Source organism: Streptomyces sp. NPDC085944 (assembly GCF_040686295.1).
Classification (GTDB): domain Bacteria; phylum Actinomycetota; class Actinomycetes; order Streptomycetales; family Streptomycetaceae; genus Streptomyces; species Streptomyces salinarius.
Window position 1 is genome coordinate 719,732 of the sequence record NZ_JBFBJX010000001.1, and the last position, 23,498, is coordinate 743,229.

The 23,498-nt window shown below is 72.6% G+C and carries 22 protein-coding genes and 1 pseudogene; 13 read left to right on the forward strand and 10 right to left on the reverse strand.

Features of this window, described 5'->3' with window-relative positions:
* Positions 1-102: 102 nt before the first annotated feature.
* The 5 genes from sigE to AB0P07_RS03535 all read left to right on the forward strand — a co-directional run bounded on the left by sigE (position 103) and on the right by AB0P07_RS03535 (position 5,604).
* Positions 103-771: an RNA polymerase sigma factor SigE gene (sigE, locus tag AB0P07_RS03515; protein ID WP_102931435.1), complete on the forward strand. Its 669-nt coding sequence runs from the start codon at positions 103-105 to the stop codon at positions 769-771.
* Positions 768-1,760 carry a zf-HC2 domain-containing protein gene (locus tag AB0P07_RS03520; RefSeq protein ID WP_365544427.1) on the forward strand — a complete coding sequence of 331 codons (993 nt, stop codon included), beginning with the start codon at positions 768-770 and terminating at the stop codon, positions 1,758-1,760. Before sigE ends, AB0P07_RS03520 begins: the two co-directional genes overlap by 4 nt.
* Positions 1,761-1,861: 101 nt before the next feature.
* Positions 1,862-4,069: a trypsin-like peptidase domain-containing protein gene (locus AB0P07_RS03525; protein ID WP_365544430.1), complete on the forward strand. Its 2,208-nt coding sequence runs from the start codon at positions 1,862-1,864 to the stop codon at positions 4,067-4,069.
* A 147-nt stretch (positions 4,070-4,216) separates the two neighbouring features.
* Positions 4,217-4,678, forward strand: a complete 462-nt coding sequence (locus tag AB0P07_RS03530) for a sec-independent translocase (RefSeq protein ID WP_365544433.1) — start codon at positions 4,217-4,219, stop codon at positions 4,676-4,678.
* Positions 4,679-4,932: 254 nt separating this feature from the next.
* Positions 4,933-5,604 (forward strand): hypothetical protein, encoded by a 672-nt coding sequence (locus AB0P07_RS03535; RefSeq protein WP_365544436.1) that lies wholly within the window; start codon positions 4,933-4,935, stop codon positions 5,602-5,604.
* 84 nt (positions 5,605-5,688) lie between these two features.
* On the opposite strand, the gene AB0P07_RS03540 is transcribed toward AB0P07_RS03535, so the two are convergent.
* From AB0P07_RS03540 to AB0P07_RS03550, 3 genes are read right to left on the reverse strand one after another with little or no spacing between them, the layout of a single operon-like run.
* Complete coding sequence (locus tag AB0P07_RS03540; RefSeq protein WP_031050039.1) at positions 5,689-6,822, reverse strand: Mrp/NBP35 family ATP-binding protein; 1,134 nt, start codon at positions 6,820-6,822, stop codon at positions 5,689-5,691.
* A 44-nt stretch (positions 6,823-6,866) separates the two neighbouring features.
* On the reverse strand, positions 6,867-7,466 hold the full coding sequence (locus AB0P07_RS03545) for a DUF1003 domain-containing protein (RefSeq protein ID WP_365544440.1): 600 nt from the start codon (positions 7,464-7,466) through the stop codon (positions 6,867-6,869).
* A complete protein-coding gene (locus AB0P07_RS03550) occupies positions 7,456-8,757 on the reverse strand; it encodes a CBS domain-containing protein (protein ID WP_365544443.1) in 1,302 nt (433 codons plus the stop codon). The genes AB0P07_RS03545 and AB0P07_RS03550 overlap by 11 nt, the downstream gene beginning before the upstream one ends.
* Positions 8,758-9,078: 321 nt before the next feature.
* Between AB0P07_RS03550 and AB0P07_RS03555 the strand changes: the two genes are divergently transcribed.
* Positions 9,079-9,816: a hypothetical protein gene (locus AB0P07_RS03555; protein ID WP_167751856.1), complete on the forward strand. Its 738-nt coding sequence runs from the start codon at positions 9,079-9,081 to the stop codon at positions 9,814-9,816.
* A gap of 28 nt (positions 9,817-9,844) precedes the next feature.
* Here the strand turns inward: AB0P07_RS03555 and AB0P07_RS03560 are convergent, their stop codons facing one another.
* Both AB0P07_RS03560 and AB0P07_RS03565 read right to left on the reverse strand, forming a co-directional pair.
* Entirely contained in the window at positions 9,845-10,357 is a 513-nt protein-coding gene (locus AB0P07_RS03560) for a hypothetical protein (RefSeq protein ID WP_365544446.1), read from the reverse strand.
* A 33-nt stretch (positions 10,358-10,390) separates the two neighbouring features.
* On the reverse strand, positions 10,391-11,506 hold the full coding sequence (locus AB0P07_RS03565) for a magnesium and cobalt transport protein CorA (RefSeq protein ID WP_365544449.1): 1,116 nt from the start codon (positions 11,504-11,506) through the stop codon (positions 10,391-10,393).
* Positions 11,507-12,028: 522 nt separating this feature from the next.
* On the opposite strand from AB0P07_RS03565, the gene AB0P07_RS03570 reads away from it, so the two are divergent.
* The gene (locus tag AB0P07_RS03570; RefSeq protein ID WP_365544451.1) at positions 12,029-12,625 is read left to right on the forward strand and encodes a suppressor of fused domain protein; all 597 of its coding nucleotides are present in this window, start codon (positions 12,029-12,031) and stop codon (positions 12,623-12,625) included.
* 223 nt (positions 12,626-12,848) lie between these two features.
* Here the strand turns inward: AB0P07_RS03570 and AB0P07_RS03575 are convergent, their stop codons facing one another.
* On the reverse strand, positions 12,849-14,072 hold the full coding sequence (locus AB0P07_RS03575; RefSeq protein WP_365544454.1) for an MFS transporter: 1,224 nt from the start codon (positions 14,070-14,072) through the stop codon (positions 12,849-12,851).
* 152 nt (positions 14,073-14,224) lie between these two features.
* Here AB0P07_RS03575 and AB0P07_RS03580 point away from each other — a divergent pair, with 152 nt between their 5' ends.
* The 3 genes from AB0P07_RS03580 (at position 14,225) to AB0P07_RS03590 (ending at position 16,704) form a co-directional block, all read left to right on the forward strand.
* Positions 14,225-14,875: a DUF6758 family protein gene (locus AB0P07_RS03580; protein WP_102931374.1), complete on the forward strand. Its 651-nt coding sequence runs from the start codon at positions 14,225-14,227 to the stop codon at positions 14,873-14,875.
* Between the two features lie 285 nt (positions 14,876-15,160).
* Positions 15,161-16,018: a PHP domain-containing protein gene (locus AB0P07_RS03585; RefSeq protein WP_365544457.1), complete on the forward strand. Its 858-nt coding sequence runs from the start codon at positions 15,161-15,163 to the stop codon at positions 16,016-16,018.
* Between the two features lie 80 nt (positions 16,019-16,098).
* On the forward strand, positions 16,099-16,704 hold the full coding sequence (locus tag AB0P07_RS03590; protein ID WP_061442674.1) for a MarC family protein: 606 nt from the start codon (positions 16,099-16,101) through the stop codon (positions 16,702-16,704).
* A gap of 65 nt (positions 16,705-16,769) precedes the next feature.
* Here the strand turns inward: AB0P07_RS03590 and AB0P07_RS03595 are convergent, their stop codons facing one another.
* Entirely contained in the window at positions 16,770-16,922 is a 153-nt protein-coding gene (locus AB0P07_RS03595) for a hypothetical protein (RefSeq protein ID WP_007444413.1), read from the reverse strand.
* A 273-nt stretch (positions 16,923-17,195) separates the two neighbouring features.
* Between AB0P07_RS03595 and AB0P07_RS03600 the strand changes: the two genes are divergently transcribed.
* Entirely contained in the window at positions 17,196-18,092 is an 897-nt protein-coding gene (locus AB0P07_RS03600; protein WP_102931376.1) for an NYN domain-containing protein, read from the forward strand.
* Positions 18,093-18,158: 66 nt separating this feature from the next.
* On the opposite strand, the gene AB0P07_RS03605 is transcribed toward AB0P07_RS03600, so the two are convergent.
* Together AB0P07_RS03605 and AB0P07_RS03610 are read right to left on the reverse strand one after the other, a co-directional pair.
* Positions 18,159-19,055, reverse strand: a complete 897-nt coding sequence (locus AB0P07_RS03605) for an alpha/beta hydrolase (protein ID WP_365544462.1) — start codon at positions 19,053-19,055, stop codon at positions 18,159-18,161.
* Between the two features lie 123 nt (positions 19,056-19,178).
* Positions 19,179-21,854, reverse strand: a complete 2,676-nt coding sequence (locus tag AB0P07_RS03610; RefSeq protein ID WP_365544465.1) for a DEAD/DEAH box helicase — start codon at positions 21,852-21,854, stop codon at positions 19,179-19,181.
* Between the two features lie 299 nt (positions 21,855-22,153).
* On the opposite strand from AB0P07_RS03610, the gene AB0P07_RS03615 reads away from it, so the two are divergent.
* Complete coding sequence (locus AB0P07_RS03615) at positions 22,154-22,936, forward strand: ferritin-like domain-containing protein (protein WP_365544468.1); 783 nt, start codon at positions 22,154-22,156, stop codon at positions 22,934-22,936.
* A 42-nt stretch (positions 22,937-22,978) separates the two neighbouring features.
* Here the strand turns inward: AB0P07_RS03615 and AB0P07_RS03620 are convergent, their stop codons facing one another.
* Positions 22,979-23,248, reverse strand: coding sequence for a hypothetical protein (locus AB0P07_RS03620; protein WP_365544471.1), 270 nt, complete (start codon positions 23,246-23,248; stop codon positions 22,979-22,981).
* Positions 23,249-23,392: 144 nt separating this feature from the next.
* On the opposite strand from AB0P07_RS03620, the pseudogene AB0P07_RS03625 reads away from it, so the two are divergent.
* A pseudogene (locus AB0P07_RS03625) lies at positions 23,393-23,498 on the forward strand (ATP-dependent DNA ligase); the annotation flags it as partial.

The following is a 23,498-nucleotide window of genomic DNA, read 5'->3' on the forward strand; positions in this document are numbered from 1 at the left end:
CCACTGGACACCACCAGAGCCGACAGGGGAGGTGCGGCCGCACCCGCGGATCGGGGCGGAGTGCTGAGGCGCTTCCTCGGATCGGCAGGCAGGCCGAAATCCGTGAACGACACCGCTGCTGACCACCGCCACGCCGACGGTCCCACGGGACACGGCCAGACCGCGACCTTCGCAGGCGACGCGGACGGGCCTGCGTGGACTCCGCCCTCCTGGGAGGAGATCGTCAGCACCCACAGTGGCCGGGTCTACCGCCTCGCCTACCGCCTCACGGGCAACCAGCACGACGCCGAGGACCTCACCCAGGAGGTCTTCGTCCGTGTCTTCCGGTCCCTGTCGACCTACACGCCGGGCACCTTCGAGGGCTGGCTGCACCGCATCACCACCAACCTCTTCCTCGACATGGTCCGCCGCAAGCAGCGCATCCGGTTCGACGCGCTCGGCGACGACGCGGCCGAGCGGCTGCCCAGCAGGGAGCCCACCCCGCAGCAGCTCTTCCACGACGCCCACTTCGACGCGGACGTCCAGCAGGCCCTGGACACGCTCGCGCCCGAGTTCCGTGCCGCCGTCGTCCTGTGCGACATCGAGGGGCTGTCCTACGAGGAGATCGCCGCGACCCTCGGCGTCAAGCTCGGCACGGTCCGCTCGCGCATCCACCGCGGCCGTTCCCAGCTCCGCAAGGCGCTCGCGCACCGTTCGCCGAAGGCGCGCGCCGACCGTCGCTCGTTCGCGACCGGCGTTCCCGCACTGGGAGGAGGGGGCACGAGCGCGTGAGTGGATCACGGCCTCAGTCCGAGGGACACCTCGCAGAGCAGCATCTGGGAGACCGACTCTCCGCCCTGGTGGACGGAGAGCTCGGTCATGACGCGCGTGAGCGCGTGCTGGCGCACGTGGCGACCTGCCCGAAGTGCAAGGCGGAGGTCGACGCGCAGCGCCGGTTGAAGAACGTGTTCGCCGAAGCGGCCCCGCCGGCCCCGTCCGAGAGCTTCCTGGCCCGCCTCCAGGGGCTCCCCGGTGGCGGTGGCACGGACGGCGGCTCGCCGTTCGCCGGGCTGCCCGGTGGCTTCGGCGCCTCCGCGAGTTCCTCCGGCGTCTTCGGCACGCGGCGGGGCGAGCGGTTCGAGTTCGACTACGTCCCGGCCGGGTCGCACGCCCCCGTCCTGCCGGCCTCCTCCCAGGGGCGGGGCGGCTTCCGGATCCACGACGTGGGCAGGCAGGAGTCCGAGCGCTCGGCCTCGCGCGGTCTGCGGTTCGCCTTCGTCGCCGCAGGAGCGGTGTCGCTGGCCGCGATCGCACTCGGCGGCGTCACCCTCGGTACCCCGGACACCACCACCGAGGCCCGCGGCTCGGGCAGCGGCAGCAACGTGACGCCGATGCGCACCCCGGGCTCGGCGGCGGCCACCGGCTCCGAGAGCCAGCGCCGCCGCACGGGCGGCCCCCTGCTCGGGCAGGGGCAGCGGGCCCTGGGCGACACCCCCGTCGCGCCCACCAAGGCCGCCGCGCCGCTGCTGCCCGGGATGCCCGCCCCCGCCGGAGGCGACGCGCGGCAGCAGGCGGTGCGGGCACTGACCACTCCGGTGACCGCCGGCGCCGCCGCCGTGTCTCCGCTGATACGTCCACTGGAGGCGGTCCCGCCGCTCTCCCTGAGCTCGTGGTCGGTGGCCGACGAGGTCAGGCCGCCGAGCCTGCTCGCCGCGCCCGACCCCGTGCCCTCCCCCTACCCGGCGGCTTCCCCCGCCGTGTCCTATCCTCCGGTTCGCTGAAGGGATCTGCGCGCCGGTCCGCGAACCTGATTGAATCCGGGGTGGCGCCAGAGCCCCGGGCCCTGGGAGCCGACGATCTGCGGCCGGCTGCGGGGGAGAACATGAACGAGGGGAAGCCCACGAAAGCGAAGTGGTGGAGTCGCCCCCGCGCGTCCGAAGACGCACCCGACGGCGACTTCGAACTGGAACGCCCCCGCCCGGCCGGCCCCGAGGGAACGGCCGCGGGGGCGGCCCCCGACGAGCGGGACGCCGAGGCCGGCGACTTCGAGCTGGAACGCCCGGGGCCGCCCCGTGCGACCGACGCGGGGGACTACGAGCTGGACCGGCCCCGGCCCGACCGGAACGAACCGACGGACGTCCCGCCACGTCCACGCACCGACCGCGACCGCGACCGCGATGCCGTCGCCGGCACGGCTGCGGAGGCGGGCCCGCGTCGACCGGGCGGCCTCGTCGCCGATCCGCCGGTGGACGCGGGTGTGCACCGGCAGGCGGACGTCGACGCCCAGCCCGCCGCGCACGCCGATCGGGCCCGGCGGCTGGACCCTGACGCCCGGCCGGTGGTGGACACGGGCTCGCAGGTACCCGCGGAGAGCGGCCCCGCGTCGGGCGCCGACGGAGTGCCGGCCGCCGAGCGTCCCAAGCCGCTGCACGAACCCGACCCGTACAGCACCCCGCCGTACGGTGAGCCGGGCCCCTGGGCCCCCGCTCCGCCGGTCCAGCACCCGGCGGCCACTCCGGCGCACGGCACGGTCACACCGGCCCCGCACACACCGGCCCCGCACACACCGGCCCCGCACACACCGGCCCCGCACACACCGGCCCGGCACACACCGGCCCCCCACGCACCGGGCGTGCCCGCACCGGCCGTGCCCGCACCACCCGCGCCGTCTCCGCCTCCGGGCGCGGCGCCCGACCCGGCGTTCGCGGAGGCCCCGCGTCCCATATCCCGTCCGGGGCACCCGGCGGCCTCTGCCCCGGCGTACGACACGGCGTCCCACGCCGGAGCCCCGCCCACCGAGACGCCCGCCACCCCGACGCCCTCGGACCCGGCGCCGGTGACCGACCCCTGGCCCGGGCCGGCGACCTCGGCGCCCGGGGCCGAACCCGGCGCCGACCCGTGGGGGCGTTACGACCCCTGGGCCGCCTCCGCCGCCCGGCTCCACGAAGCGGCCGGCCAGACGCCGAAGCGGCCACGCCGACGGACGGCCAGGACGCTGGTCGGCGGGGCCCTGCTCATCGCCCTGGTCTCCGGCGGCCTGGGCGGCGCCGTGGGCGCGTACCTGGAACGCAACGGCGGCGTGGGCACGGTGGAGCTGCCGCAGGCCGCGCCCGAGGCGGCGGAGCGGGCTCCGGACAGCGTCGCGGGCATCGCCGCGCGGGCCCTGCCCAGCGTGGTGACCCTGCACGTGAGCGGCAGCGAGGCGGCCGGCACCGGCACCGGGTTCGTCCTCGACGACCGCGGCCACATCCTCACCAACAACCACGTCGTGGAGCCCGCCGGCTCCGGCGGCGAGATAACCGTGACCTTCAACAGCGGCGACACCGCCGAGGCCACGGTCGTCGGCCGGGACAGCGGGTACGACCTCGCCGTGGTGAAGGTCAAGGGCGTCAGCGGCCTCACCCCGATGCCCCTCGGCAACTCCGACAACGTACGGGTCGGCGACCCCGTCGTCGCCATCGGCGCCCCCTTCGACCTGGCCGGCACGGTCACCTCCGGCATCATCAGCGCGAAGGAACGGCCCATCACCGCCGGCGGCGAGGAGGGCGACGGCAGCGACGTCTCCTACGTCGACGCCCTGCAGACCGACGCGCCCATCAACCCCGGCAACTCCGGCGGCCCCCTCCTGGACGGCCAGGGCCGGGCCATCGGCATCAACTCCGCCATCCGCTCCGCCGACAGCGGCAGCGCCGAGTCGGACGGCGGCCAGGCCGGTTCCATAGGCCTCGGCTTCGCCATCCCCATCAACCAGGGCAAGCGCGTCGCCGAGGAACTGATCAACACCGGCAAGGCCACCCACCCGGTCATCGGCATCACCCTCGACATGGGCTACGCCGGTGACGGCGCCCGCGTCGGCGCCAAGGGCAGCGAGGGGGGAGCGGCCGTCACCCCGGGCGGTCCCGGCGCCAAGGCCGGCATCAAGCCGGGGGACGTCATCACCGCGGTCGACGGACAGCGCGTGCACTCCGGCGAGGAACTCATCGTCAAGACCCGCGCCCACCGCCCCGGCGACCGCCTGGAACTGACCCTGGAACGCGACGGCGAGGAGACGAAGGTCTCACTGGTGCTCGGCTCGGCCGGCGGCGACTGACCGTCCCGCAGGTCCCGACAAGGCGCCAGGAAGGCAAACAATTCGGAAAGCGGTCACGTACACCCGCTCGGGGCCCACGGGACGGTACCGGTCGGACGGGGTCGGCGGGTACCGTGGTGGCGGCCCGGACATTCCAAGGAGCTTCAGGTGTTCAATGACATAGGCGCACTAGAGCTGGTGACGCTCGTCGTCCTCGCCGTGCTCGTCTTCGGTCCGGACAAGCTCCCCAAGGTCATCCAGGACGTGACGCGCACCATCCGGAAGATCCGGGAGTTCTCGGACAGCGCCAAGCAGGACATCCGCCAGGAACTGGGCCCCGAGTTCAAGGACTTCGAGTTCGAGGACCTGAACCCCAAGACGTTCATCCGCAAGCAGCTGGACAACGACGAGCTGGGGCTCAAGGAGATCCGCAACGGCTTCGACCTGAAGAAGGAGATGGCCGAGGTCGCGGACGCGGTCCACAGCCGTGACACGGAGGCCTCGTCCTCCGGTTCGTCGTCCTCCGGCTCCGGCAGCGGCCGTATCGACATGTCGAAGAAGCCCGAGACGCCCGCCAAGCTCGACAAGCCCGCCGACGACCGCCCGCCCTTCGACGTGGACGCCACCTGATCCACCCCTCCACGTCCTGCCGTGCGCGCACCCGGCCTCCGCGTCCGGCCCGCACACCGCGAACGTGACGTGTCTCATACTCCGGACGGGGCGCACAGGCCCTGAAGGCGACGCCCGCGCGGCCCACGCGCCGGGCGATTCCCCGGCTGCCGCCAGTGGTGTGGCTATGCTGCCCGAGTTGTTGTGCGGACCGGACGAGTACGCCCGAAGGGGGGCGGGCACGGTCCGACGAGAGCGAGGAGGCGTCCGGGCACATGGAGACGACGAGTCGGGCAGTCGCGCAGACGTCGGCCGCGGAGGGCGGACCACAGTCCTCCGCGGGCCGGCAGACGGTCGACGGCTACCTGCGTGCGCCCTTCCCGTGGTACGGCCTCGACGAGGCCTTCACGGGACCGCGCCGGCTGATGCAGATCGGTACGGCGGCCGACGGGGCGGTGGAACACGGTTCGATCGGGCACGGCGACGAGCCGTCGGTACGCAACGAGCACGTGGCGGGCGACGAGCAGGACGCCAAGGAGAAGTTCGCGGTCGTCGTGACCGTCGCGGCCAACCCCGACCGGCGCAGCGCCGACGGCACCGGCCTGCTGGAGGCCACCTCGGTGTCCACGGCGGCCTGGCTCGCCGGCGTGGGGCTGCTGTCCTTCACCTGGCCCGGCCAGATGGACCACTCGCTGCGTGACGACTGGCTGGAGCAGCAGACCGAGACCGCGTGGGTCCTCGCGGACGACCTCGACGGGGAGGACTGGACGACGCTCTCCCTCCCGGTGGACGGCGTGCCGACGCCCTTCCACTACCGGGAGTCCGAGTTCGGCTGGGTGCTGGCCGGCTCCACCGACCAGGGCGTCCACCTCGGCGCTTACGGTCGGGGCATGAGCGCCTACGGGCTGGCCTTCGCCGTCGTCAAGGACATCGCCGCGTACGCCTGACCGGGGCCCGCCCCACGGCCGTACGTACGAGGAGGGGCGCCGTCCCGGCGGACAGCGCCCCGTTCCCGTCACTCGTACGGGAGGTCAGAACTTGTTCTTCGGCGTGATTCCCAGCGACAGCCCCGACAGACCCCGCTGACGGCCCCCGAGCTTGCCCGCGATCGAGCGCAGGGCCGCGCCCGCCGGGGAGTCCGGGTCGGACAGGACGACGGGCCTGCCCTCGTCGCCGCCCTCGCGCAGCCGGACGTCGATCGGGATGGCGCCGAGGACCGGCACCGACGCACCGGTCGTGCGGGTCAGGCCGTCGGCGACCATCTGCCCGCCGCCGGTGCCGAAGACGTCGACCATCTCGCCGCAGTGCGGGCAGGGCAGCCCGGACATGTTCTCCACGACGCCGACGATCTTCTGGTGGGTCTGCACCGCGATGGCGCCGGCCCGCTCCGCCACCTCGGCCGCGGCCTGCTGAGGAGTCGTCACCACCAGGATCTCGGCGTTCGGCACCAGCTGCGCCACCGAGATCGCGATGTCACCGGTGCCGGGCGGCAGGTCGAGCAGCAGCACGTCCAGGTCGCCCCAGTACACGTCGGCCAGGAACTGCTGGAGCGCGCGGTGCAGCATCGGGCCGCGCCAGACCACCGGCGCGTTGCCCGGGGTGAACATGCCGATCGAGATGACCTTCACGCCGTTGGCCGAAGGCGGCATGATCATGTTCTCGACCTGGGTGGGACGCCCGTCGGCGCCCAGCATGCGCGGCACGGAGTGGCCGTAGATGTCGGCGTCCACGACACCGACCTTCAGGCCGTCGGCCGCCATCGAGGCGGCCAGGTTCACCGTGACCGACGACTTGCCGACGCCGCCCTTGCCGGACGCCACCGCGTACACCCGGGTCAGGCTGCCCGGCTTGGCGAAGGGCACCTCGCGCTCGGTCTGACCGCCGCGCAGGGCGGAGGCCAGCTCCTTGCGCTGCTCGTCGCTCATCACGTCCAGCTCGACGTCGACGCGCGTGACGCCCTCGACCCGCGACACCGCGTCGCTCACGCGCTGCGTGATGGTGTCCCGCATGGGACAGCCGGAGACCGTCAGGTACACGGCGACCGCGACCGCTCCGTCCGCGCCGATCTCCACCGACTTGACCATCCCCAGCTCGGTGATGGGCCGGTTGATCTCGGGGTCGTTCACCGTCGCCAGTGCTTCGCGCACCGCGTCTTCCGTAGCCATAGACACGATGGTACGGCGCCGCCCACCGGGCGCGGAAAGCCCCGTCAGCGGTCGTGTACGTCACGCCCCGCGGACCGATCTGCCGGGAATACCCCGCGCTCCGGGTGATGGCCGTTCTGCCGCTCCTCCAGGTCCTTGACCAGGTCGTGCAGCTCGGAGCGGATCCAGTCCCGCGTGGCGACCTCGCCGAGCCCGATGCGCAGGGCGGCGATCTCCCGGGTCAGGTACTCGGTGTCGGCGATCGACCGCTCGTTCTGCTTGCGGTCCTGCTCCAGATTGACCCGGTCCCGGTCGTCCTGCCGGTTCTGCGCGAGCAGGATCAGCGGGGCCGCGTAGGAGGCCTGCAGCGACAGCATCAGCGTCAGGAAGATGAAGGGGTACTCGTCGAAGCGCAGGCCGCTCGGCGCGGACACGTTCCACACCACCCACAGGATGATGACGACCGTCATCCAGACGATGAACCGCCCGGTGCCCAGGAAGCGCGCGACGCGCTCCGACAGCCGACCGAAGGACTCAGGGTCCCACTCGGGCAGCAGTCTGCGGCGCGGCGGGCGGGGCTGGTCGAGGCGGGCCCGGGCCCGGGAGGACGCCGTCGCACCCGACGCGGCGCGCTCCCGGGTCGTCGTCTCGCGCTCAGGCACCACCGGCGCCCACCTCCCCCGTCGCCCCGGCCGAGTCGTCCAGGTGGTACTCGGTCTCCCGCCAGTCGTCGGGCAGCATGTGGTCCAGTACGTCGTCCACGGTGACCGCGCCCAGCAGCGCCCCCGAGTCGTCGACCACGGGCGCCGCGACCATGTCGTACGCCGCGAAGAACCCGGCGACCACCGGCAGCGCGGCGTCCGGCTCCAGGGGCTGCAGGTCGTCGTCGAGGATCGAGCCGACCAGCGTGTACGGGGGGTCCCGCAGCAGGCGCTGGAAGTGGACCGTGCCGAGGTACTTGCCGGTCGGGGTCTCCTCGGGCGGGCGGCAGACATAGACCTGGGCGGCGTGCGCCGGGGACAGGTCGGGGTTGCGGATGCGGGCCAGCGCGTCGGCGACGGTCGCGTCGGGCCGCAGCACGATCGGCTCCGTCGTCATCAGACCGCCGGCCGTGTGCTCCTCGTACGCCATCAGACGCCGCATGTCGGCCGCGTCGTCGGGCTGCATCAGGCTCAGCAGCCGTTCCTTGTCCGCCTCGGGCAGCTCACCGAGCAGGTCGGCGGCGTCGTCGGGGTCCATGGCCTCCAGGACGTCGGCTGCGCGCTCCTCCTTGAGCTTGCCGAGGATCTCGATCTGGTCGTCCTCCGGCAGTTCCTCCAGCACGTCGGCCAGCCGGTCGTCGTCGAGGGCGGCGGCGACCTCGGCGCGGCGCTTGGCGGACAGGTGGTGCAGGACGTTGGCGAGGTCGGCGGGGCGCAGCTGCTCGAAGGTGGCCAGCAGGTTCTCGGCGCCCTGCCCCTGCTCCTCGACGGAGAAGCCGGTGACGGCGGACCACTCCACGGTGAGGGTCTCGCCCTTGTTGCGCCGGAAGGCACCGCCCTTCCTGCCCTTGCGGACGAAGACCTTGTCGATCTCCCAGTCCCGGCGGGCGGGCAGCTGCTGCACCGACAGGTCCAGCACCGTGACCTCCTCACCCGTCTCGGTGAGCGTGACCCGCCGGTCGAGCAGCTCGCCGAAGACGAGGCGCTCGGTGGGGCGCTGTTCGAAACGCCGGACGTTGAGGACGCCGGTGGTGATCACCTGGCCGGACTCGATGCCGGTGACCCGGGTCATGGGGAGGAAGATCCGACGGCGGGTGGTGAGTTCGACGACCAGCCCGAGGACGCGCGGGGGCTTGCGGCCGACGCGGAGCATGACGACCAGATCCCGCACGCGTCCCACCTGGTCACCGGCCGGGTCGAAGACGGCGATGCCGGAGAGGTGGGAGACGAAGATCCGGGGGGCGCCCGCTGCCATGGCCGCGGCCTCCTTTCCGCACGCTCAGTGGAGCCGAGCGAGAGTTCGTGCAGGTCGAGGGAGTCGAGTGGGACTGCGTGCAGGTCGAGGGAGTCGAGTGTGTGCGTGAACGCTGATTCGTACGGTGTCTCTTTTCCGAATTGCCCGCTCGGACGCGCTTCAGGCTAGCCCGTCCCGATCGGCCTCGCCCCGGCGGCCGGTCCGGACGGACTGGCTCCGTTCGCCCCGCAGGGCCCCGGTACGCTGCGGCCCAGGTTCCGTCGGCTCGCCTCCGATGCCCGTCGGACTCGTGTCAGCCCTGTCAGAAAGGCAGTTCCACCTGTGTCTGTGACTCCCCGGCGCCGAATCCGCAGGGCTGCCTGGCTGGGCGCGGTGTGCGCCCTGGCCGTGACGGGAGCCGGACTGACGGGATGCGGCAGCGAGGACCCCGACGCGGGCACCAACGGCCTCGGGAAGCTCCCGGCGGACAAGATCCACGCGAAGGCCACCACGGCCGCCGAGGCCGCCGAGACCGTACGGCTGCACGGCACCGTGGACGCCGGCGGCAGCAGGTACACCCTCGACATGCGACTGAAGGCCGACGGGGGCACCGGGTCGGTCGCCGCCGAGGGGACGACGTTCGGACTGCTGCGCGTCGGCGAGCAGCTCTTCCTCAAGGCCGACGCCAAGTTCTGGAGCCACGACGACGGCGACGCCAAGGCGGCCGACAAGCTGGCCGGCAAGTACGTGAAGGTGCCGCAGAGCGACCCCGTGTACAAGAAGTTCAGCGGCTTCACGGACAAGGACGTCCTCCTCGACGGGCTGCTGACCCTGCACGGCACGGTGAAGACGGACGGCCGCCACGAGCAGGCGGGCGTGCGCACCATCCGGATCACCGGCGACGACGGGGCGGGCGGCTCGCTGGACGTCTCGCTGGAGGGCAAGCCCTACCCGCTGCGGCTGGTGCGGGCGGGCAGCGCGGGCACGATCGGCTTCTCGGACTGGAACGAGGACTTCGCGCTGGAGCAGCCGGCGAAGGACGACACCCTCGACTACGGCAAGCAGCTGCCGTCGTCCTGAAGGGCCGGCCTCGGGACTCCGGGCGCCGTCAGCGTCGCCTGCGGCGCTTCAGCAGGAGCCGCGGCAGCCCCGCCGGCACCGGCAGCCGGGTCGTCGCCGGACTCGGCAGCGGTGCCTCGGCCAGCGACGCGTCGGGCAGCGGCGCCGTGGACCCGGTCGGCTCCAGGCGCAGCACCCGGCACTCGCGGGCCCAGCGGTCGGTCATCGCCTCGCCGTCCGGGGCGTTCAGCCGCTTGCCCTTGAGGTCGCCGACCGCCGCCTGCCACGCCTCGGAACCGGTCGGCAGCTCGACGACGCGCGCGGCCCAGGAGACCAGCCGGCCGCCCTTGTCCTTGCTGCGCACGGTCACCTCGGCCGCGGCCCCGTCGGCCAGCCCCGGCAGCGGCTGCTCGCCCGGCCCGTCGCCGACGACGCAGGCCGCGCCCTCGTGCCAGACGTGCCACAGCGCCCGTGCGGGCGCCCCGGGGCCCGTGACCCAGATGAGGCCGGACTTCTTCGTGGCCTCCTCGACGAGGGCCTTCTCCAGCAGCTCGCTTGTCATGCGGTCAGCCTATCCAGGGGCCCGCGGCCGGGCTCAGAGCCAGCCGTTGCGCTTGAGCGTGCGATGGATGCCCAGACAGAGGCCGACCGTGATCGACAGGACCAGCGGGTAGCCGAACTTCCAGTGGGTCTCCGGCATGTAGTCGAAGTTCATGCCGTAGACCCCGCACACCATCGTCGGCACGGCGATGATCGCGGCCCAGGAGGTGATCTTGCGCATGTCCTCGTTCTGCGCGACGGACGCCTGGGCGAGGTTGGCCTGGAGAATGGAGTTCAGCAGTTCGTCGAAGCCGATGACCTGCTCCTGGACCCGTGCCACGTGGTCGGCGACGTCCCGGAAGTACTTCTGGATCTCCGGGTCGACCAGTCGCATCGGCCGCTCGCTGAGCAGCTGCATGGGGCGCAGCAGTGGCGCCACCGCCCGCTTGAACTCCAGCACCTCGCGCTTGAGTTGGTAGATCCGGCTGGCGTCCGTGCCGCGCGGGGTGCCCTTGCGGCCCGGCGAGAACACCTCGGTCTCGACCTCGTCGATGTCGTCCTGCACCGCGTCGGCGACCGCGATGTAGCCGTCGACGACGTGGTCGGCGATGGCGTGCAGCACCGCCGAGGGGCCCTTGAGCAGCAACTCGGGGTCCTCCTGGAGCCGGCACCGCAGGGCGCGCAGCGAGCCCTGGCCGCCGTGCCGGACGGTGATGAAGAAGTCCCGCCCGGTGAAGCACATGACCTCGCCGGTCTCGACGACCTCGCTGTTGGCGGTGAGCTGGTCGTGGTCGACGTAGTGGACGGTCTTGAAGACCGTGAACAGGGAGTCGTCGTAGCGCTCCAGCTTGGGCCGCTGGTGGGCCTGGACGGCGTCCTCCACGGCCAGCGGGTGCAGCCCGAACTCCCGGGCGATGCCGGCGAACTCGGCCTCGGTGGGCTCGTGCAGGCCGATCCACACGAAGCCGCCGTCGCGGCGCACCTGGCGCATCGCCGTGTGCGGGGTCAGCGGCACGTCGGTCTCGACGCGGGTGCCGTCGCGGTAGACGGCGCAGTCGACGACGGCGGAGGCGGTCGCCGGGTCACGGGTGGTGTCGTAGACGCCGCCGTCCTTGCGCAGGGAGACGCGGGACGGGCGGACCGCGGCGCGCAGGTCACGGATCATCGACATGGCAGGCTCCTTCGCGGTGGGCAGCGAAGGAGGCCGGTGACGGATGGAACCACCCGGAATGAGGACGTCCTGACCACGCGTGCTCGGCGCGTCCACAAAGCGGGGGGCACCGCACCGTCGCGGTGGCCGGCTTCGCTGCTGATTCAGCGGCTGATCCGGACCGACGGCGGACCGACGGCCGGGTCAGGCAAAACGAGACGAAGTGCTCTTCCGTCTGAGGGCGCGCGTGCGAAAAGCGGCGACGGGAAGAAAACCGGCGAGGCTGCGTCAGCGGCCGGAAGAGCGGGTGGTACTGCACGGTCGACTTCGGTCCATGCCAGCCCCACCTCCTCCGGCCGGTCCCTCGTGAGGGACGATCCATTCCCCTTGTTTAGAGGGGTTCCCCGTAGGGGAGATTCCACAGCGTCGGGGACTTGATCGCGACGCACTGCCTGCTGCCCCGAACCGCTGGCCCAGAGTAGCAGTCGCCCGACGTGTCAAGGCGCCGCTTTGCCTCTTCGCGACGAGTTCTATGCTCGCCGCATGGCTGATGTTCTTCCTCTGGTCGAGGCCCGGTTGCACAGTGCGCTGGGCGAGCCGGACGCGCGCGCGGCGGTCACCTTCCTCGGCACCGACCGCATCGAGGTGCTGCGCTTCCCCGCCGCCGGCCAGGAGGGCGACGTCGTCCGCTACGCCACCCTCGGCATGTCGGCCCAGCCCATGGCCGACCCCACGGCCGTGCTCGCCGACCCGGTCAAGGGCCCCCGAGCCGAGCTGGTGCTCTCCGTGCGGGCCGGGACGGCCGACACCGACAAGGTGCTGCGCCCCCTCGCCGTACTGGCCGCGTCGCCGCAGGTCGAGGGCGTGATCGTGGCGCCGGGCGCCTCGCTGGACGTCGGTGAGCCGCTGTGGCCCGGGGCCCCGTTCACCTCGGTCCTGGTCGCCGAGCCGGGTGGCCTGGTCGAGGACCTGGAGCTGGACGCCCCGCTGGACCCCGTCCGATTCCTGCCGCTGCTGCCGATGACGCCCAACGAGGCCGCCTGGAAGCGCGTGCACGGCGCGCCGGCCCTCCAGGAGCGCTGGCTGAACCACGGAACGGACCTGCGAGATCCGTCGCGCAGGTCCGTTCCCCTGGACTGATCCGGCCGGGTGACGCAACTCACGGGTTCCGCCTCGTGAGTTGGTGAAGCCCGGCAGCCGGCGAAGGCGGGCGGTCGGTGAAGGCGGGCGGTCGGTGAAGGCGGTCAGTCGGCGAAGGCGGTCAGTCGGCGAAGGCGGGCGGTCGGTGAAGGCGGTCAGTCGGCGAAGGCGGGCAGTCGGCGAAGGCGGCCGGTTGATGGAGGCGGCCGGTTGACGGAGGCGGTCAGTCGGCGAAGACCGCGACCGAGTCCTCGGTGGCGTGCAGGGGCTCCAGCTCCTCCGCCTCGTGCGTGAGCGCGCGACGCCGTACGACCACCACGACCGCCCCCAGCACGGCGGTCACCGCCGCCACCACGAACGGGATGTGGGCGTCGGTCCACTCCTCGATCTTCGGCGCGAAGTAGGGCGCGGCGGCCGCGGCGAACCAGCGTACGAAGTTGTAGCCCGCGCTCGCCACCGGACGCGGCGCGTCCGAGACCCCGAGGGCCAGCTCGGTGTAGACGGTGTTGTTCACGCCGATGAACGCGCCGGACAGGATCGTGCAGACGATCGCCGCGGTGTGGTTGCCGTAGCCGAGGACGAGCACGTCGGCCGCGAGCAGCACCAGCGAGCCGCCGAGCACCTTGAGCGAACCGAAGCGCCTCTGCATGCGCGGCGCCACCAGCACCGAGAAGACGGCCAGCAGCACACCCCAGGCGAAGAACACGGCACCGGACTTGTACGGCGTCATGTCCAGCACGAAGGGGGTGAAGGCCAGCACGGTGAAGAACGTGTAGTTGTAGAAGAACGCCGAGACCGCCGCGGAGGCGAGCCCGCCGTGGCCCAGGGCCCGGATCGGGTCGAGCAGCGAGGTCTTGCGGGCCGGCTTCGGCTGTTCCTTCAGGAACACCGAGATGCACAGGAAGCCGATCGCCATCAGGAAGGCCGTGCCGAAGAACGGGTAGCGCCAGCTGGCGTCGCCGAGCAGCGCTCCCAGCAGCGGACCGCAGGCCATGCCGAGGCCGAGGGCGGACTCGTAGAGCAGGATCGCGGCGGCGCTGCCGCCGGCCGCCGCGCCGACGATCACCGCCAGGGCGGTCGAGACGAACAGGGCGTTGCCCAGTCCCCAGCCGGCCCGGTAGCCGACGAGCTGGCCGACGGTGTCGGAGGTGCCGGCGAGGCCCGCGAAGACCACGACGAAGGCCAGGCCGAGCAGCAGGGTCTTGCGGCCGCCGATGCGGCTGGAGACGAAGCCGGTGACCAGCATGGCCAGGGCCGTGATGAGGAAGTACGAGGTGAACAGGAGCGAGACCTGCCCGGCGCTCGCGTCCAGGCCCTTGGCGATGGACGGGAGGATCGGGTCCACGAGGCCGATGCCCATGAAGGCCACGACCGACGCTCCCGCCGTCGCCCACACGGCCTTGGGCTGCCGCAGGATGCCGCCCGCACCCGCGTCGAAGGGATCCATTGCTTGCTCTCCAATGCCGACGAGATGGCCGTCAAGTGGTTGGCTTATACATATAGTATGTTAGCCGTGCTAATTAATGCAACACGCACCTAGTTCTGCGGACGGGTGATCGTCCTTGACGTGGGCGGACGAGGGTAGGACCGTGGGGCTCTATGAGGGGCGAACCCAGTTGCCCGAAGTGTGGTGGCCGGGTCAGGGCGCCCGGCCTCTTCGCCGATTCCTGGCAGTGCGATCTGCACGGCACGGTGCACCCGGTCCAGCCCGTACTCCCGCCCAGCGTCGAGGCGCTCGGCGTCGTGGTGCACCGCACTCAGGTCCCGGTCTGGATGCCCTGGCCGCTGCCGGTCGGCTGGCTGTTCACCGGCGTGGCCTGTGCGGGCGACGACCGCAGCGGGGGCAGGGCGACCGCCGTGGCCTGTTCCGGACCCGGCCCGCTGGGTGGCATCGGTGAGCTGATCCTGGTCGCCGAGGAGCTCGGCGTCGGTCTCGGCGCGCGGTACGCGGGCCTGGACGCCCCGGACCCCGGCCCGTACATGGAGGTGGAGAAGCCGCCCCAGGCCAAGGTCCTGGCCGCGGGCCGGCCCACCCCGCTGTGGCACGTCTCCGGCGGTCCCGTCGACCGCGCCGTCTTCGCCGGGGAGGCCCTCGGGATGTGGCTGTGGGCCGTCGTGTGGCCCGAGCGGTCGGGGCTGCTGATGTACGAGGAGCTGGTGCTGACCGACCTGCGGGACGCGGGCGCCGAGGTGGACCTGGTGCCGTGCGGGGCGCTGTCGCCGCGGCTGATCGAGCCGACGGTGCCGTAGCGCTGTCGCGGTGCCGTGGGGGCTTTCGTCGTGGCGTAGCGATGCCGCGGTGGCGCGAGTTCGGTGGTGCCCCAGCGCTGGCGTGAGCGCTTCCTGGTGTCGTGGGGTCTCCGTGGTGCCGTGGCGCTTCCGTGGGGGCGGTGGGAGGGCGTGCGGGAGCGGGCGGGCGTGGGCGAGCAGAGTACGTAGGGGGCGCGGGGGCCTTGCGGGTGTGACGGCGGGGGGTCGAGTTCCGGTTATCCTTGAGCGTCCCCTTCCGTCCCGTCACCGCTTGGAGTCAGCGTCGTGCGCATCGATCTGCACACCCACTCCACCGCGTCCGACGGCACGGACACCCCGGCCCAGCTGGTGCGCAAGGCCGCCGCGACCGGCCTCGACGTCGTCGCGCTGACCGATCACGACACCACCCGGGGCCACGCCGAGGCGGTCGCCGCGCTGCCCGAGGGGCTCACCCTCGTCACCGGCGCCGAGCTCTCCTGCCGCCTCGACGGCGTCAGCATGCACATGCTGGCCTACCTCTTCGACCCCGAGGAGCCCGCCCTGCTCGCCGAGCGCGAGCTGGTCCGGGACGACCGGGTGCCCCGGGCCCGGGCCATGGTCGCCAAGCTCAACGAGCTGGGCGTGCCGGTCACCTGGGAGCAGGTCGCCAGGATCGCCGGGAAAGGCTCGGTCGGCCGCCCGCACGTGGCCTCCGCCCTCGTGGAACTGGGCGTCGTCCCGACCGTGAACGACGCCTTCACCCAGGACTGGCTGGCCGACGGCGGCCGGGCCCACGTGGAGAAGCACGAGACCGACCCCTTCGAGGCGATCCGGCTGATCAAGGGTGCGGGCGGGGTCGCCGTCTTCGCGCACCCGGCCGCCGTCAAGCGCGGCCGGACGGTGTCCGAGGCCGCGATCGCCGACCTGGCGGCCGCCGGGCTCGACGGCATCGAGGTCGACCACATGGACCACGACGCGGACACGCGGACCAGGTTGCGCGGGACGGCGAAGGAGCTGGGGCTCCTCGTGACCGGTTCGAGCGACTACCACGGCAGCCGGAAGACCTGTGTGCTCGGCGAGTACACGACCGACCCCGAGGTGTACGGGGAGATCACGCGCCGGGCGTTCGGGGCGTTCCCCGTGCCGGGGGCCGGCGGGGCCTGAGTCCCACTCCCGCGCGCCTGTGTCGCCCTTCCCCCGGGCCTCCCTCCCTTCCCCTCTTCCGCAAGGCCAGTAGCACACCCATGTTCGACGTCGCCGTATTCGGCTCTCTCTTCCTGACCCTTTTTGTCATCATGGATCCCCCCGGGATCACCCCGATCTTCCTCGCGCTGACCGCGGGCCGTCCCGCCAAGGTGCAGCGCCGGATGGCCTTCCAGGCCGTCTGCGTCGCCGGTGGTGTGATCACGGTGTTCGGTCTGCTCGGGCACCAGATCCTCGACTACCTGCACGTCTCCGTGCCCGCCCTGATGATCGCGGGCGGACTGCTGCTCCTGCTGATCGCCCTCGACCTGCTCACCGGCAAGACGGACGAGCCGAAGCAGACCAAGGACGTCAACGTCGCCCTGGTACCGCTGGGCATGCCGCTGCTGGCCGGGCCCGGTGCGATCGTGTCGGTCATCCTGGCCGTGCAGAAGGCGGACAGCGTGACCACGCAGGTCTCGGTGTGGGCGGCGATCCTCGCGATCCACGTGGTGCTGTGGCTGGTGATGCGCTACTCGCTGCTGATCATCCGGGTCATCAAGGACGGCGGCGTGGTCCTGGTGACCCGCCTGGCCGGCATGATGCTCTCCGCGATCGCCGTGCAGCAGATCATCAACGGCGTCACGCAGGTGATCCAGGGCGCGTGAAACGACCGCAGGGCCCCCGCACGGTCGTTCCGTACGGGGGCCCTGCGCATGTGTGAAGGGTCGCGCTACAAGGCCGAGGTGTCGGCGGGGCGGATCCACAGACGCTGCCCGATGGCGGCGGCCTGCTGAACGATGCGGTTCACGGAGGCGGCGTCCACGACAGTCGTGTCCACGGGGGTCCCGTCGACGTCGTCGAGTCGCATGACTTCAAAGCGCATGGCCTCTCCCTTGATCTGGTCATCCTCCTGCGGAGAACTACTGGTGTGGCTCCCGGGTCGTCGGTGCCCGGGCGTCCGTCATGGTCAACGGCATGTCCTCTGCAAACATTCCCTACGCTAAGGAAATTTTTCGCACGACTAATTACTGACAAGTAAGCCGCTTGTTACGAGGTGCTGGGCGACGAAGGGAGCGGTTCGGGTCGATAGGTGTCTCATACAAGACTGACCGGGACCAGTTGTGTTCGTAGCGTGACGGCCGGGACAATGGAAGCGATGAACGACGACCTCGCGCCCCTCCACGCTCGCATCGATCGCACGAACGAGCTGCTCCAGCGCATGCTCGCCGAGGTGGCGAAGACTCCCTCGACCCACGCGATCTTCGTGGACGCCGGCTACCTGTACGCGGCGGCGGGGCGACTGGTGGCCGGGACCGAGGACCGCAGGGCCTTCGACCTGGACGCCGAGGCCCTGATCGAGGCGCTCATCGACAGGGCCCGCAGCGTCTTCGCGGACAGCCGTCTGCTGCGCGTGTACTGGTACGACGGCGCCCGGCGCCGCATCCACACCGCCGAGCAGCAGTCCATCGCCGAGCTGCCTGACGTCAAGGTCCGCCTGGGCAATCTGAACGCGAACAACCAGCAGAAGGGCGTCGACTCCCTCATCCGCTCGGACCTGGAGTCCCTCGCCCGGCATCGCGCGATCAGTGACGCGGCCCTGCTCGGCGGCGACGAGGACCTGGTGTCGGCGGTCGAGGCCGCCCAGGGGTACGGCGCCCGCGTCCACCTGTGGGGCATCGAGGCCCCCGAGGGGCGCAACCAGGCCGACCCGCTGCTCTGGGAGGTCGACAGCCAGCGCACCCTCGACCTCGACTTCTTCAAGCCGTACGTCTCCCGGCGCACGACCCACTCCGTCGAGGGGACGGTCGCGCTGCGCCCCGCCCGCGAGGACGTCCGCTTCGTGGGCGCGCAGATCGCGGCGAAGTGGCTGGCGGCGCGTGGCCGCGACGCGCTGCTGGAACTGCTCCCCGGCCACCCCTACCTCCCCGGCTCGGTGGACCAGGACCTGCTCGTGGAGGCCGAGGGGCTGCTCCAGTACTCGCTGCGCGGCCAGGCCGATCTGCGACGGGCCTTGAGGGACGGCTTCTGGGAGCACCTGCGGGCGCAGTACTAGCGCCTGCCAGTCGTCCCGGGGCGGGCGGGCACGGCCCCATGGCCGGCCGGGCCCTGGGGACGCGTCTCAGGGGGCGTGCGGCCGGTCCGGCGCGGGGTGGTCGTCCCAGAAGCCGGCGAGGGCGCGGGCGGTCGGCAGGGGCTGGTCGGTGTTGGGGGAGTGCTCGGCCCCCGCGACGACCGTCCGGCGCGCGTCCAGCCGTACGGCCATCTCGTCCAGGAGCGGCACGGGCCAGGTGTCGTCGTAGGCGCCCGACAGCACGTGGAACGGCAGCGGCACGGCGGCGAGCTCGGCGACACGGTCCGGCTCCGTGCACAACTGGTGTCCCGTGGCGAGCAGTTGCGCCGGCCTGGTGCCCAGCCAGCGGTCGCGCAGCCGTACCGGTTCCTCCGGTCCGTGGGCGGGGGCCGGGGCGCCCGCCTCCTCCGGCGGCCCCATGGCCTGCATCACGTCCCAGACCTCCGCCATCGTCATCGTGGCCAGCGCGTCGCGCAGCAGCTTCACCCGCTGCCGCTGGGACTCGGAGATCCGCGCCGGGCCCGAGGACATCAGCGTGAGGGACAGGAACGGCGCGTGGTCGAGCAGGACGGCGGCCCGTGCGATCTGGCCGCCCAGCGAGTGCCCGACGAGATGCACGCGCGTCCCGAGGGCGGCGACCTGCGCCAGCACGTCGCGGGCCAGCTCGGGCCGGGCGTACGCGGCCTCGTCGTGCTCGGGGCCGGCCGACTCGTACTGCCCGCGCCCGTCCACGGCGACCGTGCGGTACCCGCGCGCACCCAGCGGCCGGTGCAGCAGCGTGAAGTCCTCCTTGCTCCCCGTGAACCCGGGCAGCATCACGACCACGCCCTTCGGCGCGACTCCGTCGGCCACCGGCGAGTCGACGACGGCGAACTCGCCGCGCGCGGTGCACAGCCGGTACGCGCGGGCGTCCGGGGGCGGGCTGAAGGCGGCGTTCCTGCTCACGGGCAGAGGCTATCGGGCGGAGACCGCCGGGCGAGGAGGCACGGGTGCGGCACGACGACGCCGTCGGCCCGGCCCCGCGTGGATCGCGGGACCGGGCCGACGGTGCGGGACGAGCGGCGTGGATCAGCTCTCGCCGGCCTCCGCGGACCGCGTGACGGACGTGGCCGCCTTGCGGGTGCGGCGGGTCTTCGGCTTCGCCTCCGCCGTGTCGGCGCTCTCGGCGGGTGCCGCGACGGCGACCGCGGCCTTACGGGTCCGACGCCGCGGTGCGGCCTCCGGCTCCTGCGAGGCCTGCGCCGGAATCTCGGCGGCGGCCTCGGTGGTGGCGGCGGTCTTCCGGGGACGGCGGGCCTTCGGCTTCGCCTCCGCGCCCTCGGCGGTGTCGGCGACGCCTTCCGCGGCTGCGTCGGCCTTGGCGGCGGCCGTCTTGCGCGTGCGGCGCGGCTTGGCCTCGGCCTCGGCCTCCGGAGCCGGTACGGCTGCCTCGGTGGCGGCGGTCTTCCGGGGACGGCGGGCCTTCGGCTTCGCCTCCGCGCCCTCGGCGGTGTCGGCGACGCCTTCCGCGGCTGCTTCGGCCTTGGCGGCGGCCTCGGTCGTCTTCCGGGTCCGGCGGGCCTTGGGCTTGGCCTCCGTGCCCTCGGCGGCGTCGGCGGCCGTCTCGGCCTTGGCGGCGGCGGTCTTCCGGGTGCGGCGCGGCTTGGCCTCGGCCTCCGGAGCCGCTACGGCGGGCTCGGCGGCCTTGCGGGTGCGGCGGGTCTTCGACTTGGTCTCGGCCGGCTCGATCGCCCCCTCCACCGTGTCGACCGTCGCCTCGGCGGTCGTGGCCTTGCGGGTGCGGCGGCGCGGCTTCGCGGCGGGAGCCTCGGCAGCCGGGGCCTCGACGGCCACCGATGCCTCGGCAACAGCCGGGGCCTCCACGACGGCCTGGGCCTCCACGGCCGTCGCCTCGGCGGCCGCCGGAGCCTCCGCGGACTTGCGGGTGCGGCGGCGGCGCGGCTTCGCCGGGGCCTCCACGGCCTCGGCGGCCTCCGTCACCACGTCGACCGCGGCCTCGGCAGGCGCCGGCGCGCTGTCCTCGGCGGACTGCGGCACGGGAACGTCGGTCGTCGTGACCGACTCCGGGTGGCGCGACGGCTCGCCGCCGCGCGTACGGCGCCGGCGGCGCAGTGTGCGGGGACCCTTGGCGGCGTCGGTGCCCGCGTCGGCGGCGCTGTCCGCACCGCCGGTCACGGCCTCGGCGGTCGCGGGGCTCGCGGCGGCCTCCGCGTCCACCGGAGCACCGCCGCGCATCCGACGGCGGCGGCGCGGCGTACGGGACGAACGGTCGCGCTCGCGGTCACTGGAACGCGAGTCGTCGCGCCCGCCCCGGCCACCACGGTCACTGCGGTCACCGCGCCCGCGGCCACCGCGGCCGCCCGTCTCTCCCAGGTCCTCCAGCTCCTCCGCGTCGAGCCCGGCGCGGGTGCGCGCGGAGCGCGGCAGGACGCCCTTGGTGCCCTCGGGGATACCGAGGTCGGTGTACAGGTGGGGGGAGGTGGAGTACGTCTCCGGCGGGTCGTTGAAGCCCAGGTCCAGCGCCTTGTTGATCAGCTGCCAGCGCGGGATGTCGTCCCAGTCGACCAGCGTGATCGCCGTACCCTTCGCGCCCGCGCGGCCGGTGCGGCCGATGCGGTGCAGATACGTCTTCTCCTCTTCCGGCGACTGGTAGTTGATGACGTGCGTGACGCCCTCGACGTCGATGCCGCGGGCGGCGACGTCGGTGCAGACGAGCACGTCCACCTTGCCGTTGCGGAAGGCGCGCAGGGCCTGCTCGCGGGCGCCCTGGCCGAGGTCGCCGTGGACGGCGCCGGAGGCGAAACCGCGCTGCTTGAGCTGGTCGGCCAGGTCGGCCGCCGTGCGCTTGGTGCGGCAGAAGACCATGACCAGGCCACGGCCGTCGGCCTGCAGTATGCGCGCCACCATCTCGGGCTTGTCCATGTTGTGCGCGCGGTAGATGAACTGCTTCGTGTTCGCGACCGTCGCACCCGCGTCGTCCGGCGAGGTGGCGCGGATGTGCGTGGGCTGCGACATGTAGCGGCGGGCGAGTCCGATGACCGCGCCCGGCATGGTCGCCGAGAAGAGCATGGTCTGGCGCCGGGCCGGCAGCATGTTGATGATCTTCTCGACGTCCGGCAGGAAGCCCAGGTCGAGCATCTCGTCGGCCTCGTCGAGGACCAGGCACTTGACGTGCTTGAGGCTCAGCTTCTTCTGGCCCGCGAGGTCCAGCAGGCGGCCCGGGGTGCCGACGATCACGTCGACGCCCTTCTTCAGGGCCTCCACCTGCGGCTCGTAGGCCCGGCCGCCGTAGATCGCGGTGACGCGGACGTTGCGCACCTTGCCGGCGGTCAGGAGGTCGTTGGTGACCTGCTGGCACAGCTCGCGCGTCGGGACGACGACGAGGGCCTGCGGGGAGTCGGTCAGGGACTCGGGCGCCGCGCGGCCCGCCTCGACGTCGGCGGGGACGGTGACGCGCTCGAGGAGGGGGAGGCCGAAGCCCAGCGTCTTGCCGGTGCCGGTCTTGGCCTGGCCGATCACGTCCGTGCCCGACAGGGCCACGGGGAGCGTCAGCTCCTGGATCGGGAAGGGAGTGGTGATGCCGACGGCTTCGAGGGCTTCGGCGGTCTCGGGGAGGATCCCGAGGGATCGGAACGTCGTAGTCAGGGTGCTGCCTCTTCTGTGTACGTGGTGCGAGGCGAGCGCGCGGGTCGTGCCGGACCGTGTCGGGGACGTCGGCTGCCTTACGGATGAGCCGTAGGACACGGGACCTCTGTCGACGCTCCAGCGCTCGTACCACTGAGGGTCCCCCTCCGGGCTCCGTACGCAGTTCGGCGTACGGCAGGAGGGCTGTCGGGTCGGAGCCGATCGGGCCACCGACCGGGCATCCTCATGCGTGCGGCCCGACGACGACGTCACGTACCCGTACGTCACATACTCGGCAGGCGCATTACCACCATACCCCGGATTCGCGCACATGCGATGGCCGATTTGCTCACGTAGTCGTCGTCACACTCACTGACCAGGGCCTTACCACCGCCGGGGAGCGGGTTATTGTGCGCTGCATGACGAGCTCTGACAAGCCTGGCACCGCCGCAGACGCACCCACCGAGACCGCTGCAACCGACGGAAGCGCCGGTACCACCGGAGCCACCCCGGTCGCCGCCCGCGACTGGGCGTCGGCCGCGGCCGACCCGCAGTACCGCGCCGCGGTCGTGGACCTGCTCGGCGCGCTCGCGTACGGCGAGCTGGCGGCGTTCGAGCGGCTCGCGGAGGACGCCAAGCTGGCACCGACGCTGGCGGACAAGGCGGAGCTGGCGAAGATGGCGTCCGCGGAGTTCCACCACTTCGAGCGGCTGCGCGACCGGCTGGCCGAGATCGGCGAGGAGCCGACGGGTGCCATGGAGCCGTTCGTGGCCGCCTACGACGGCTTCCACAAGCAGACCGACCCCTCCGACTGGCTCGAGGGGCTCGTCAAGGCCTACGTCGGCGACTCCATCGCCAGCGACTTCTACCGCGAGGTCGCCGCCCGCCTCGACACGGACACCCGCGAGCTGGTCCTCGCCGTGCTCGACGACACCGGACACGCCGGTTTCGCCGTGGAGAAGGTGCGCGCGGCGATCGACGCCGACCCGCGTGTGGGCGGGCGGCTCGCGCTGTGGGCGCGGCGGCTGATGGGGGAGGCGCTCTCGCAGTCCCAGCGGGTGGTGGCCGACCGGGACGCGCTGTCGACGATGCTCGTGGGCGGGGTCGCGGACGGCTTCGACCTGGCGGAGGTCGGCAAGATGTTCTCCCGGATCACCGAGGCGCACACGAAGCGGATGGCGGCGCTGGGGCTGGCCGCCTGACCTCTGCCGGCCCGGGACCTGGATCCGCTGCGGGCGGCTGCGTCAGGCGGTCGCCGAGCTGCGGCGGAGTCCTCCCGCGGGGCGCAGCAGCAACGACAGTGAGGCCGCGCACAGCGTCGCCGAACCCAGGAGAACCAGCAGGAAGCCCCCGGCGCCCAGCGCGGTGTGCGTCACGAACGCCCCGAAGAGGGCCCCGGCGACGCCGGTCGGCAGGACCAGGAGCCGGGCGGGCAGGCGGTGGGGCAGTCGGTGCGCGGCGGCCCATGCCAGGGCGAGGCCGAGGATTGCGGCGCTGAGCGCTTCCAAGAGCATGTCGGGGTCCCTCCCACATGGCCGGCCTGCCCCAAACGGTCACAGCCGACTTACCCCTGACCTGCGGAACACAATCCTCCCTCTGTGGGTGAACTGTGCTCGGTCCGTGGACGGGAGCGGGTACCGGTACGGGAACGCGAACGCGGAAGTGGGTGGATGCACGTCGTCGTGCCGCTGGACGGCCGCCAGGACTTCGACGGCGTACGCGACTTCGCGCGGGCCGTCGCCGACGTGCTGGCCGCGGCCCACC